Below are 13,554 nucleotides of genomic sequence, written 5' to 3'. Positions count from 1 at the left end.
TTACACCTTTTTTTTATTTGCATGATACGATTGAATCTTTGCCAAGATTTCAATTACTTTTTTTGTGGATTCATCAGATGAGGAGTTTTGACCTTTTTTTTCGTAGTAAGATTTCTTACCATTCGAAATAGCTCCACTACCTATTGGCTTTCCTTTTGGGACAGCTACAGATGCCCATTCTTGCGCTGCATCATATTGAGCATCAGTTAAATTACCTTTTCCATTTCGAACAAATTCATATAAAGTCGAGCGCTTGCTAATTAGAAATTCTCGAAATACTTTTTCTTGCATATTAACATCATATACCTCAGATCCAGTAAAATACCCTTTATCAATTCCAGCTTGCAAAGTATAGTAAGTCGTTTGATATTTACCCGTAGCAAATAACCTATCTTTATTATTTCCATCTTTTTCCTTTGCGTTAGCAATTATTTGATTAATAGTTTTTGAGGTTACTGTTCCTTTAGGAGGATTTCGAAATGAAAATCCGACTTTATCATCCTTAACATTTTTTGTACCACTATTATAGGACTCATAGTTACCTTCTCCATGAGCAATAACATCACCCAATTGTTTAATCAATTCTTCTAATGAGCTATCGCTCAATTTTGAATTTTCCTGATTCGAAGTTAATCCGGCACAGCCTAACACTTTGATTAAATTACCATCTTTTTTAAATATATTAATTAAGTAGTCTCCGTTTAAGACTTCCTTACTACTTGAAAAAAAATTATCATCCTTAAACTCATTTGAAAACTCTCTAATATCCAAATGTACCCAGCTCGTAGCTCCATGTGAAAGTTTTTCTAAACCAAATTGATTTGGTAACCATCCCATAGCAGCATTCAGATACTTACAAAACCATTCCTTTCTGACGTGGTTCTCCAATTCGTTCTTATCTATAGCTTGATTATTTTTATCACGTATAATAATATCTACCGCAGTTCCCAAATGATTCACTGTTGCTCTTCGGTTTTTTAAATTATTATCTACACATCTATAACCAGAAGAAATGCCAGAAATCTTATATCCCCTAGGATTTTCTTTCTTACTAAAATAAAACTCCATAGCCTTCAGCCCCCATATTAGACTTCGATGCATACCTTTGGGTTCTGTTAATGTCTTTTGAACTTTAATATAAGTATTAGTATTCTTCTGAAAACTTTCAAATGTAAATGTGCCACTTCTCGCCTTTCCAAATCCACTACATTTTCCACATGGACATTTAAAAGATTCCATGAATTTAGATATTCCATATTCATCACGAAATTTATCTAAACTTGAAAGTAGGGTTCCGCAAATCTTTCCTGTTTCAGGAACCCCCATATAATCCCTCTGAAACTGTTTGATACAAGCTTCAGTTAAAGGAGTAAATTTATCAGTAGGTAAAGCACCGCCAAAGCCAGCTAAACGGATATTAATTTCCCGTATTAATTCACTTTGCCCACTTGAAATACATTGAGGCGATGACTTGCATAAATTTGATGTATCAGATTTGGGAGTACCTCCATCCTGACTTCTGTCCTCTTTCATTTCAATTTTAACAGCTTCAGTTAAAGCTTTTTTCCCATCCTCATACCATTCATTAAGCTTTTCCAATGCCTTATTTTTATAATCATCTAACTTAGATTCTGATGATTGATTAGCTTTCTTTTCATCATGTTTAGGTGGTGCTGATTTTTGAGACTTGGTCTTCTCTGGCTGCTTTTTAATCGGCTGCGGTTTCTTATCCTGACTGCTTTTATTGCCTGTTGCTGGCGTATTAACTGGCAATTTAATAATTTGGCCTATGCTAATTTTATTTTTATTTTCAAGGTTATTTAGAACGTCTAATGCCCTAACTGTAGTCTGATACTTTTGTGCAATCGAAGTTAAGGTGTCTCCTTTCTGAACTATATGCGTCTTGCGCTTATAACCACCTTGTTTACCATTATTTTCTAAAGTTTTTAAATCTATAAGCAATTTTGGACTAATTACCTTAACTAACATTCGATCTTTTGACAGAGTAAAAGATTTGACTTTTTTCATACCATCATCAAATAGATTTTTCACATATACATCTAAAACCGTTCCTTTGTCCCGCTGAATTTCATAAAAACAGCCCTTTGAATTAGTGATACCTTTTACAACATGCTGATCTGTTTTCTGATTTCTAACTTGATAGTGAATCTTAGGTATTGGGTTACCAAGAGCATCTAGAATTTGTACTGTTACTAAAGCTTTATTAGACATATTTTTATACCTTAATTATTATTTTGATCAATGAGTTCATCTACATCATAACCATCAATACTTAACCCCCATTCATCATCCATACCTACTAAGATTTGAACCTTTGAAGGATCAGCCGTTGAAATCTTTCCAGTTCGACCATGCTCATCAATCCCACCGCTGATCACTGCGTTCGTCTCAGGTATAAAAGCTTTGAAACTAAGCTGGCTAAAATCACTCTGCCAAAATAAGTCATACACATCTAATCTATTACTATAAATCGAAGCATTCGGCAGCTGAGGCACTTCATAACTGACTTTACTCCCCCCCACAAAACTATGCTGTCCCGCCTTACTCTCAAACTTACCGCCTGTTATAGCAAATATGCCATCGCCATTAATTTTTAACTGTGAACCGCCTGCCGTCAGCACTATTTCTTTTGGACTGGTCAATTCAATTTTATCTTCAGTGGAAATAAGCTTAATCACTTTACGGGCTATCGCCTCAATCGCATCATCCTGTGCCTGCAACTCGACTTTGCCCTTAGCCGCATAAGCACTTAAGCCTTTTTGCGCCGCAAATAGGCTTATTTTATCTTGCGCATGATGCACAATATTTTTTTGTGCACTCACATTCACTGAACCTTGTGCACTCTCAGCAATATCCTGCGAAGCCTGCATGACAATATCTTCAGGTGTAGTCATTGCAATGCCGTTGGGTGAAGCCAACAACATTAAAGCTTGCCTAAACAGCTTGCCCTGTTCCTGCTGTTTTGGGTCTGAAGAACTTTCTAAATTCTGGCTATAGCTCTCCATAAAGCCTTTCACATGCGCTAAGGCCTTTGTTGGCGTAAAAATTTCTGGCTTGCCAAAGCCACCGCCAATGATCATTTCATCTGGATTGATTTTGATGTCTTCAACAATTTTGCCAATTTCTTTCAACGATTTCAGTGGATCATCTTTGAGCTGTTTTTTAATTTGCGCGACCCGATCCTTCAGCTGATCGGCACCATGTTCTTCAAGCTTTTCAATCACGCCCTTCAAATTATCAAAAGCTTCCTCAGCATCTTCAAAATAGGCTTTGAACTGCTTTACCGTGCCTTTCACATCTTTAGTAATCGCGCCGATATCTTGAATAAAACCTTTGCAATTTTTTAAAGCATTCAGCGGATCTTCTGCCAAGTCATTTTTAAATAAACCGACTGTTGTCATTAAGGCTTCTGAAGTACTTTTAAGTTCTAAGGACTGAATCAGTTTTGGCAAACGACCTATAACATTCAACGCATCTGTTTGCTGCTTCACGGCAATACTGCTGAGCATTTTCATGCTTTCCTGACCTTGACTCAGCAACGTCTGCGCTTTGGCCGCTTCCAAGTGGTCCGCAATGGCATTTTCCTGCGCATAGGTACTAATCAACATACCACGACCCGCTCGAACAGCACCAAAGGCATCCGTGCGTAGTTCAAAACCTTCGCCACGACCATTGCTTTGTTCTTTATCTTTAGGATGACTCAGATTACCTAAATTCAGCTGTGTTGCTGCGTGGCTACTTTGTAACTGCGTACTAATTTGCCCAGTTGTGTCATCAAAGCGCAGTTGATTAAAGCCACTACCGCCCACTTCTTGCGAACGTATACCACTGAGCTTTTTGGTATCTGGTAGCTGACCTTTGACATCAAACATGGTCTGGTGACGCTCAGCTTCATGGATGCGTCCAACCACAAAAGGCCGATCGACATCTCCCTCAAAAAAGTCAATTACCACGATTTCCCCAATCCGTGGGTGAAAACGTGCACCATAACCCTCGCCCGCCCATGGCGTTAATACATCCACCCAAGCAGAGTCGGTATCATTGTCATTGCTGCCTGCACCGCCGTCATGACTATGATCATCCGTTCGGGTAAAGTTGAAACGGACTTTAATACGTCCCCAAGCATCAACATGAATACTTTCCCCTTCAGGTCCAACCACTTTTGCACGTTGTGGATAAGCCATCGGGCGGTGTTGTAATGGATCATATTCAGGAACGACCGCAATCGTACGGCGCACCACATACAGTTCATTGGCTTGGCGTTCATCATTTTTCGCTTGCCAACGACTACGGCTTAATAAGCTTTCAAGCTGGATTGCGATATCTTTAGGTAAGTTGTTTTGGTTATAAAACTGTTTGCCTAAAATTAAAAACTCACAATCTGAGCCCTGATGCTGATCAATTTCGGGATGATCGGTTAAACGAAACCAATATCCCACCTGTGCATCACGCACACTGCTATGCGCAACAAAATATTTGGCCGTTAATGCTTGATATTGATTCAGTTGTACGTTGGTTTGTTCTAATTGTGCTGAGTTTGTTTGCGTGGCCTGATCTTCACCATTTAAATCAGTAGTCCATGCAGAACTCAACGTCCATGCCTGCTCTAAACTGAGGGTTTCATTGTCATGTTGTTCACTATAAACATGCGCACTCAAGAGTGGATGGCTCTGATCTTGTGCTAAAGACTGTGCTTGCCAACGCTGTGTTTGTATGGCTGTCGATTGTAAATAACGCTGTGCGACAAAACTGGTCACCGTATCCATACGCTCTGTCGCATGACTGCGGTGAAAGCGAATTGATTGGCGTGCTAAAGCTGAAAAAATTTGATTATGGTCGATCAAACGTAAGACCTGTGCTTGCATTGGGCTGGCAGAAACTGGCACTGTCAGCTCTTTTTCATCAATGAGCCAATTAATGCCTTCACTACGCCAAAGTCGTGTAAGAAAAGCATAATCGCTTTCATTGGCTTGCATACTAAAAGGTCGTACGGCGTATTCACGACTAAGACCATCTAAATTTAAACTTAGGCTGGATGCAAATAAGGCACTTTTTTGTTGCCATTCACTAAACAAAATTTCCGTAATGTCACGTACGCTTTTATTCATAAACACACGGCTATTACGGCGCTTATGCCATAAAGCTGTCGCATCTTCTATAGTCAACTGATAGACCGTTAGAGCCCCATCACTCTGCCCTTGACTGGCTGCAGTAATCACGCCCGTCGTTCGGTAGAGTTGCCCCAAGTCTGTCACTTGATCTATTGCGACACGACTACCAATAAACTGCTTTAATGGAATTTGTGCATTGGTAGATAGGCAAAGTAAATTCGCACTAAGGCCTTGGTTAATACGATGTTCACCATCAATACGTTGGATAAAAACTTGGCTATTGAGTGTTTCATTCGAAAAATGAATATGGAGCGCTCGCTTTTGTACACTAAGGCCAAAATTCTCAATGAGGGAATAGATTGTTTTTAGCATTTTAATTTTTGAGTTCATTTTATTTATGCGCGCATTCTAAGAAATGTACTTTTTTTAGTCTAGTGATTTTTATATGACTTTGCATTTTTATGCAGTCATTCAACGACATTTCGTTGCATAAGATTATCTTTAATTCCGCTTTTAGCCATAGATGTAGACTGCTAAACTGAGCTATCTCATTATTTATCAATGTCATCGGCATGATCCAGATTGAATCCAAACTCCCTGCGCAGGGCGTTACTATTTTTAGTGTAATGAGTGCTTTGGCACAACGCTTAAATGCGCTCAACCTGTCACAAGGCTTTCCAGACTTTCCAGCACCACCAGCACTCTTAGATGCTTTAAGTCAGGCCACGCAGGATGGATTTAATCAATATGCACCAGGTGACGGCCTTTTGGCCCTACGTGAGCAATTGGTCAACTTATTTCAGCAACGCGATCAAATCAGCTTAGACCCCATTACGGACATCACCATCACACCGGGTGCAACGATAGGCATTTTTAGTGCAATTCAAGCTGTTGTACATGCGGGCGATGAAGTGATTATTTTTGACCCTAGTTATGACAGTTATGCGCCAAGTGTAAAATTAGCAGGTGGTATACCAATTCACATCAACCTAAAAGCGCCAACCTTTGAGGTCGATTGGTCTGCTGTACGGCAAACGATTGGCCCCAAAACTCGTATGATTATTGTGAATACACCGCATAATCCTACAGGTGCAGTTTGGGCAAAGTCTGATTGGCTCGCCTTAATTGATTTGATTCAAGATACACAGATCATTGTGCTGTCGGATGAGGTCTACGAGCACCTGATTTATGATGGGCAACGGCATTATTCTGCACTGTCTTTTGCAGAATTACGTGAACGCAGTTTTGTAGTGGGCTCCTTTGGTAAGACTTTTCATGTCACGGGGTGGAAAACTGGCTATTGTGTTGCCTGCAAGAACTTAATGACTTTGTTTCGTCAGGTTTATCAATTTACCAATTTCTGCGGGGTTACCCCCATACAACTGGCATTGGCCAACTTTATGCAAACGCATCCTGAACATATTGCAGAACTTGCAAACTTTTATCAGGCCAAACGCGATTTATTTAATGCGGGTCTGCAAAACTCACGTTTTCAATGGCATCCCGCTGCGGGCACTTATTTTCAAAACCTCGATTACAGTGCCATTCGACCCGACCTGAATGACAGCGAAATGTGCCAATATTTGGCTGAACAACATAAAATTGTGGCGATTCCTGTTTCCGTGTTTTACCAACAGCCTCCTGAAGACTTACGTTTGATTCGTTTTTGCTTTGCTAAAAAGGATCAAACACTCCGCCAAGCAGGCGAGATTCTGAGCCAAGTATAAGCTTGGCTCCAATACTGCTGGTTGCAAAACAACAAATGAAATTATTTGATCAATAAGCTTTTTTTAATCCAGACCTGTTAAGGTTAGATCCGTAGTTTAAAAAAAATACAGCACAGGATTGCACATGTCCCAACATCGGCCCATCGACAGCCAACAGACCTTATGGAAATCTTTTTTATTTTTCCTAATTCCGCTGATTGCCACCAATATTTTACAAAACCTATCTGGCACAGTGAATACGGTCTTTGTTGGGCAAATGCTGGGCGTGCATGCCATTGCTGCCGTGTCGGTATTTTTCCCAATTTTGTTTTGTCTGATGGCTTTTGTAATTGGTCTTTCTTCTGGTGCGACGGTGTTGGTCGGTCAGGCATGGGGAGCAAATAATCTAGAAAAAGTCCAACGCGTTGTGGGTACCACGCTGTTTATGACTCTGACTGGTGGAACGTTGATTGCTATATTCGGGGTCGTGTGCGCGAAGTATATTTTACTTGCACTCGGTACTGCTCCCGATGTTTTGCATCTGTCGATTCCCTATGTACAGTGGATGCTGGCAGGAAGTCCATTGCTGTTTATTTATATTATTTACAGCTCTATTTTGCGTGGTGTTGGCGACAGTACAACTCCACTGATTGCTTCAGGCATGACCATTGGTACAGGCTTAATCATTACCCCTATTCTGATTGCAGGTAAATTCGGATTTCCTCAACTGGGAATTATCGCCCCTGCCATTGCAACCTCTATCGGCTTTTTGATTGCGCTAATTTTTTTATATATTTATTTAAACAAAAAGCAACATCCGCTACGTTTAGACGCATCCTTATTGCGACATATCCGCTATCAACCAGAACTGAGCAAAATTATTTTACGCTTAGGCATACCTACGGGCATTCAAATGGTCACCACTTCCGTCGCAGGCTTGGTGATTGTTGGTTTGGTCAACCGTTACGGCGCAGATGCCACAGCCGCTTATGGCGCAGTCAATCAGGTGCTCAATTATATTCAGTTCCCAGCGCTGTCTATTTCGATTGCAGCCTCTATATTTGCAGCCCAAGCCATTGGTGCTGGGCATGCCAATTTGCTCAATAAAGTCAAACGCACCGCATTATGGATGAACTTGTTTTTTACTGGCACTTTAGTGATTCTGGCCTATTTATTCTCTAAATATTTGATGGCGCTGTTTATTACCGATCCAAAGGTGGTGGTATTGGGCCAAGAGCTGCTATTTATTGTACTGTGGTCGATTATCTTCTTTGGTGCCAGTGCAATTTTTGCCTCAATCATGCGTGCCAGCGGTACGGTAACTGTTCCTATGATCATTAATATTGTGGCTATTATTGCGATTGAAGTGCCTTGTGCTTACTTATTTAGCGAATGGTGGGGCTTAAAAGGGATTTGGTATGCTTATGCGCTGGCCTTTGTGAGTCTTTGCATTCTACAAGGCCTGTATTATCAGCTGGTCTGGAAAAAGAAAGCGGTACAAAAGCTGGTATAACACGCCTACTCTATATGGATTTATTCTGACTAAAAAACTTGTGAATCCAGTGTTCAGCGCTTCATGCATATTCTTGATAAGGATTGAATTTTATCGTATTTATCACACTATAAATTCCTTGTTATAACCCCTTGTTATCAATAGATAGTAATAATAAGGGAAGTCGCATGACGCAACGAAAAATTAAACTGGGTGCTTTTATTCCAGCAACCTCACAACATGCTGCAGGCTGGCGACATCCGCAGTCCCGCCCGCAAGATCACCTAAGTCTTGATTATATAATTGAACTGACAAAAACCGCAGAACAAGGCTTATTTGACGCTTATTTTCTTGCAGATGGCCTTTCTGTCAACTGGAGCCACGGCGCATCCCAGCATAAAGGTAGCATTGGCTATACCGACAAAGCCGTAGGCTTTGAACCTGTGACTTTATTTGCAGCCTTGGCCGCGGTCACCCAACATATCGGCTTTATTGCCACTGCATCCACCACCTATGAAGAGCCGTATCTACTGGCGCGAAAATATGCCTCTTTAGACCATATTAGCAAAGGCCGCGCCGCATGGAATGTGGTCACCACTTTTTCGCCCGACACTGCCCGTAACTTTGGCACAAATGCCCACCCAGATGCAACCATCCGCTATGAACGTGCCGATGAATTTATTCAGGTCACGCAAAAATTATGGGATTCATGGGAAGATGATGCCTTCAAATATGACAAAACCAGCGGACAATTTTTTGATGCCAGTAAACTGCATGAACCTTTGCATAGTGGCAAATTTTTTCAAGTTCAAGGCGCATTAAATGTCCCGCGCCCACCACAAGGCTATCCAGTTATTGTACAAGCTGGGCAGTCTGAAGATGGCCGAGAGCTGGCAGCCAAATATGCCGAAGTGATTTTTACCGCGCAACAAGACTTGAGCGATGCGCAAGCCTTCTACCGCGATGTGAAATCGCGTTTAGCCAAATACGGCCGCCATGCCGATGACTTGAAAATCATGCCAGGGGTTTCAGTATTTGTAGCCAAAACCGAACAGGAAGCGCAGGAAAAATATCAGCTTTTAAACAGTCTGATTCATCCCGATGTAGGCTTGGGACTGCTTTCTGGTCTAGCAGGCCATATTGATTTATCTCAATTCGATTTAGATGCGCCCTTCCCAGAACTCAAGCAAAGTGAAATTAACTTCACCAGCCGTCAGCAAATGATGATTGATATTGCGCATAAGCATCAGTTTAGCATTCGCCAGTTATATGAATACGTTGCCTCGGCACGTGGCCATTGGACTTTAATTGGTACACCTGAACAAGTGGTCGATCAGCTGCAGGAATGGTTTGAAAATGAGGCTGCAGATGGATTTAATGTTTTACCGCCGTCTACACCTGCAGGTTTAATTGATTTTGTGGAACTGATTGTGCCTGAGTTACAACGTCGTGGCTTATTCCGCACCGAATATGAAGGAAGCACCCTGCGAGAAAACTTGGGTTTGAAACGTCCTGAAAACCAACATGCGATACAGCATCAACAAGCGCAGGCATCCTAAGCCAGCGTAAAATATAAAAAACCAATCCTCGCTGTATTAAAAGCCCGCATATTGCGGGCTTTTAAATGTGCTATCGACGTTTGGAAGAGCTGCTTACCATGCCACTTTAAACTGCTCCAATTCATGTGGCAGATGCTGTGTAACATCTTGAAAGTCCCGTAGTATGTCATTTTTAATGGCCGCCAAACGGAAATCTTCACGTTTACGTGGACGCTCCAAATCGACATTAACAATACGCTTAATACGGCCTGGATGTGGTTCCATCACCACAACACGATCGCCAAGTAAAACCGCTTCTTCAACATCGTGTGTAACCAAAATACTGGTGATCTTTTCAGTCTGCCAAATTCGTTGCAGCTCTTGCTGTAAGTTGGCACGGGTTAATGCATCTAATGCACCAAAAGGCTCATCTAATAGTAAAATTTGCGGTCGATTAACCAGACTCCGTGCAATCGCAACACGTTGACTCATCCCGCCAGAAAGCTGGCTTGGATAGGCCTTTTTAAAGCCACTGAGCTGTACCAATTCCAGATGATAATCGATTAACTCTTGCTTTTCTGCCTTAGATAGAGTGCTCTTTTCTAGGGCCAATGCCACGTTCTGCTCGACATTCAACCATGGAAATAAACGATGGTCTTGAAACACAATACCGCGTTCTAAGCTGGTGCCCTTAACTGGCTCGCCATCAATCAAAATTTTGCCCTGAAACTCAGCGTCCAGCCCAACCAACAAGCGGAGTAATGTTGATTTACCGCAGCCACTGCTGCCCACAATACTAATAAATTCGCCTGACTGAATATTTAAATTAATTTGTTCTAAAACTTGTAATTGCTCACCCTCTTTAGGGAAAAACTTGTTGAGCTGTTGGATCTGTACCTGACCTTTGACTGAGCTGGCTACTGGGTTGGAAAAATTAACGACTTGATTCATGTGTCTATCCTCATTGTTTTATTTATTGGCATCCTGGCGCCAGCGTAGGTTGTAATTTTCAAAATATTGCGCAGCTTTAGAAAACAGTAGACCGACTGCTCCAATAATCAGCATGCCATACAGCACGACTTCCATTTGAAATAGGTTTTGGCCGTCTAAAATTGGATTCACTACCCCAGGCGCGGCGATAAAAAAGTATTCCGCCCCAACTGTGGCCACCCAAGAGAACACCAAGGCAATATTCAAACCTGCAAAAATACTCGGTGCGGCCGCAGGTAAAATGACTTTTAAAAAGCGTTGTAGAGGGTTAAGTTTAAAAATGAGCGCGACTTCTTTCACTTTAGTAGGCACATTTTTCACCCCATCGTAGGTATTAAAAAACACGGGATAAAACACCACCAATGCAATAAAAATCACTTTCGATTTTTCAGCATTGCCAAACCACATAATCATTAAGGGTATCCATGCAAAAATCGCCACATGCTTAATGGCATTTAAAGTGGGTGAAAATATGCGGTCTAACCAAATATTGAGCCCTAATAACAAACCCAACACAGCTCCGAGCACACCGCCAATCACAAATCCCGCCGTATTACGTAATAAACTCGACCCGACATTTTCATACAGCTCACCCGATTGGACAGCCTCAATCAATACAGCTAACACAGCTTTCGGTGCAGGTAAGAGCGCTGCATCCACCCAATTTAAAGCCGAAACCAATTGCCAAATCAGTAGCAAAGCCAATGGAATGACTGCACCACGATAATCAAACTTTCTCATGCATCATTCTCCATTTAACTTTGTTGATTCCATCCGCTGAACTGACGTTGCAGTAAGCGAATCAAGGCATCAAAAACGAATCCAACCAGACCAATGACAATCACTGTTGCCAATACAACATCTAACTGAAAAATCTGCCGTCCATACACCATTACGTAACCAATGCCTTCACTTGAAGCCAACAGCTCTACGGCCACCAAGGTGCCCCACGCACTGGCAAGGGATAAGCGTAAGCCACCAATAAAACTCAGAAATGCACCAGGTAAAACTAGGTTTTTGAATTTAGACCACGGGCTTAACTGGTACACTTCAGCAACTTCACTCAGCTGTGTCGGTATATTGCGTACGCCTTTAAATACATTAATGGTCATCGGTACGAGGGTAGCTTTGGCAATTAAAATAATTTTTAAGGCTTCATCAATCCCCACCAATAAAATGAGCAAGGGAATCCAACCCACCACAGGGACTAAATTAATAATTTTAAAAGTCGGCCAAATATAAGCTTCCGCTCGACGTGATAGCCCCATGGTTAGGCCTAAGACTAAAGCCACGATAATGCCCGCACTAAAACCATAACCAATACGGCTCAGGCTGACTTTTAAATTGCTCCACAGCTCTCCACTGCTGTATAAATCTTTAAGTGCAGTCCATACCAAATCAGGTGCAGGTAAGAGCAAGGGATTAACCCAGCTTTTTTCCACTGCGATTTGCCATAAAAACAGCAACAGCACAGGGAAAATCAACCCAATCACCCAACGTAAAGCACTACTATTTTTCACAAAACTGTACAGGTTTTTAAATGCAGGTGACGCCACCTGCTCAAGTCCAGTCTTGGATGCATCCAGTTCTATGTCCTTGAGCATCATTTTTTCTCCTTCACCCGCGGGGTGATCATTTACCCCATACGTTTTGCAGATTCAGGCTCTTGATCGCATTATTGACATACTTTGGTTCAACCCATGTATCCACATCAATGTTGCCTCGAATCAGTTTTAAGTCCTGACCCGCTTTGAGTTTTTGCTTAAGCAAGCTAATACTGGCAGCATCAATCACAGGATCGCTATGTTGCTTTAAATCGACACCTTCATTGGCACGTACAAAGGTGCTATAAGACAGACCCGATTTCGACCACAGCTTGAAGAGTGCCTCACGGTTTTTCTGCTCAGACTCCCACGCTGCCTGCTTTACCAGCACATTCACAACTCGTTGCACTGTTTCTGGATATTTTTGTTCGAACTTTGAACTCACCAAAACATAGCCTGAGCTTTGTAAATTGGTCGGCTCTTTTTTAGAGCTATAAATAATTTTGGCAATGCCACGGTCCACCACAGGAAATAAAGACTGATTACTAAAAATAGCGTCTAAATCTCCACTGGCCAAAGCAGCATAGCCCACCGCACCATCCACATTGACAAAGCGAAAGTCTTTTTCGGTCAAGCCATATTTTTTAATAATTTGATACAGCGCCAAATGCAAACTTGTACCACGGAAAAAGCCAATGCGTTTGCCTTTTAAGTCGGCCCAAGTTTTGGCTTGAGAACTTGGCGGCACCGCCAAATAGGTATTGTCATGTGTGCCACCAATCGCGATCAATTTGGTATCTAAACGGCTGGCTTTACCAATTAATGCTGGCAAATCGCCAAGCCAAGTAATATCTACTAAACCATTGGCATAAGACTCATTAATGGCAGGGCCTGCGCCTTTAAAGTTGTTCCACTGGACTTTTATGCCATCTTTTTGGAATTCTTTTTCTAGTAAACCTAAAGTTTGCGTCGTGGCATAGTAACTACCATAACCAACAGGACGGTTGCCTGAGCCTACTAAAGGCGAGGCAAGGCGGATTACCGTCGGTTTTGCTTCAGCAGCAAACACCTGTACTGCAGGCACCAGCGTCGCTACAGCAATCGCACTAGTAAATAAAATTTTAGACCACGTTTTCATAGAGATGATTCCTC

At 41.8% G+C, this 13,554-nt stretch carries 9 protein-coding genes; 3 read left to right on the top strand and 6 right to left on the bottom strand.

The genetic code is table 11. The annotated features are described in order from the left end of the window. Both C9E88_RS00900 and C9E88_RS00895 read right to left on the bottom strand, forming a co-directional pair. Positions 1–2,232, bottom strand: a complete 2,232-nt coding sequence (locus C9E88_RS00900; RefSeq protein ID WP_106985296.1) for a LysM peptidoglycan-binding domain-containing protein — start codon at positions 2,230–2,232, stop codon at positions 1–3. 11 nt (positions 2,233–2,243) lie between these two features. Further along, positions 2,244–5,504, bottom strand: coding sequence for a type VI secretion system Vgr family protein (locus C9E88_RS00895; RefSeq protein WP_106985338.1), 3,261 nt, complete (start codon positions 5,502–5,504; stop codon positions 2,244–2,246). Positions 5,505–5,704: 200 nt separating this feature from the next. Here C9E88_RS00895 and C9E88_RS00890 point away from each other — a divergent pair, with 200 nt between their 5' ends. From C9E88_RS00890 to C9E88_RS00880, 3 genes are all read left to right on the top strand, one after another. Further along, a complete protein-coding gene (locus C9E88_RS00890) occupies positions 5,705–6,859 on the top strand; it encodes a methionine aminotransferase (RefSeq protein ID WP_106985294.1) in 1,155 nt (384 codons plus the stop codon). 124 nt (positions 6,860–6,983) lie between these two features. After that, the gene (locus C9E88_RS00885; RefSeq protein ID WP_106985293.1) at positions 6,984–8,351 is read left to right on the top strand and encodes an MATE family efflux transporter; all 1,368 of its coding nucleotides are present in this window, start codon (positions 6,984–6,986) and stop codon (positions 8,349–8,351) included. 167 nt (positions 8,352–8,518) lie between these two features. Further along, entirely contained in the window at positions 8,519–9,889 is a 1,371-nt protein-coding gene (locus C9E88_RS00880; RefSeq protein WP_106985292.1) for an LLM class flavin-dependent oxidoreductase, read from the top strand. A gap of 93 nt (positions 9,890–9,982) precedes the next feature. On the opposite strand, the gene C9E88_RS00875 is transcribed toward C9E88_RS00880, so the two are convergent. Genes C9E88_RS00875 through C9E88_RS00860 form a run of 4 tightly spaced genes read right to left on the bottom strand, consistent with a single transcriptional unit; the run spans position 9,983 to position 13,540 of the window. Further along, positions 9,983–10,819 (bottom strand): ABC transporter ATP-binding protein, encoded by an 837-nt coding sequence (locus tag C9E88_RS00875; RefSeq protein WP_106985291.1) that lies wholly within the window; start codon positions 10,817–10,819, stop codon positions 9,983–9,985. 18 nt (positions 10,820–10,837) lie between these two features. After that, positions 10,838–11,599: an ABC transporter permease gene (locus tag C9E88_RS00870; protein WP_106985290.1), complete on the bottom strand. Its 762-nt coding sequence runs from the start codon at positions 11,597–11,599 to the stop codon at positions 10,838–10,840. A 14-nt stretch (positions 11,600–11,613) separates the two neighbouring features. Then, on the bottom strand, positions 11,614–12,465 hold the full coding sequence (locus tag C9E88_RS00865) for an ABC transporter permease (protein WP_227865831.1): 852 nt from the start codon (positions 12,463–12,465) through the stop codon (positions 11,614–11,616). Positions 12,466–12,490: 25 nt separating this feature from the next. Next, entirely contained in the window at positions 12,491–13,540 is a 1,050-nt protein-coding gene (locus C9E88_RS00860; RefSeq protein ID WP_106985289.1) for an ABC transporter substrate-binding protein, read from the bottom strand. Between the last annotated feature and the right edge of the window lie 14 nt (positions 13,541–13,554).

The organism is Acinetobacter cumulans (assembly GCF_003024525.3).
In the GTDB taxonomy this organism is placed as follows: Bacteria; Pseudomonadota; Gammaproteobacteria; order Pseudomonadales; family Moraxellaceae; genus Acinetobacter; species Acinetobacter cumulans.
The sequence above is the reverse complement of the archived record's forward strand: the minus strand, read 5'-3'. Positions and strand labels throughout refer to the sequence as shown.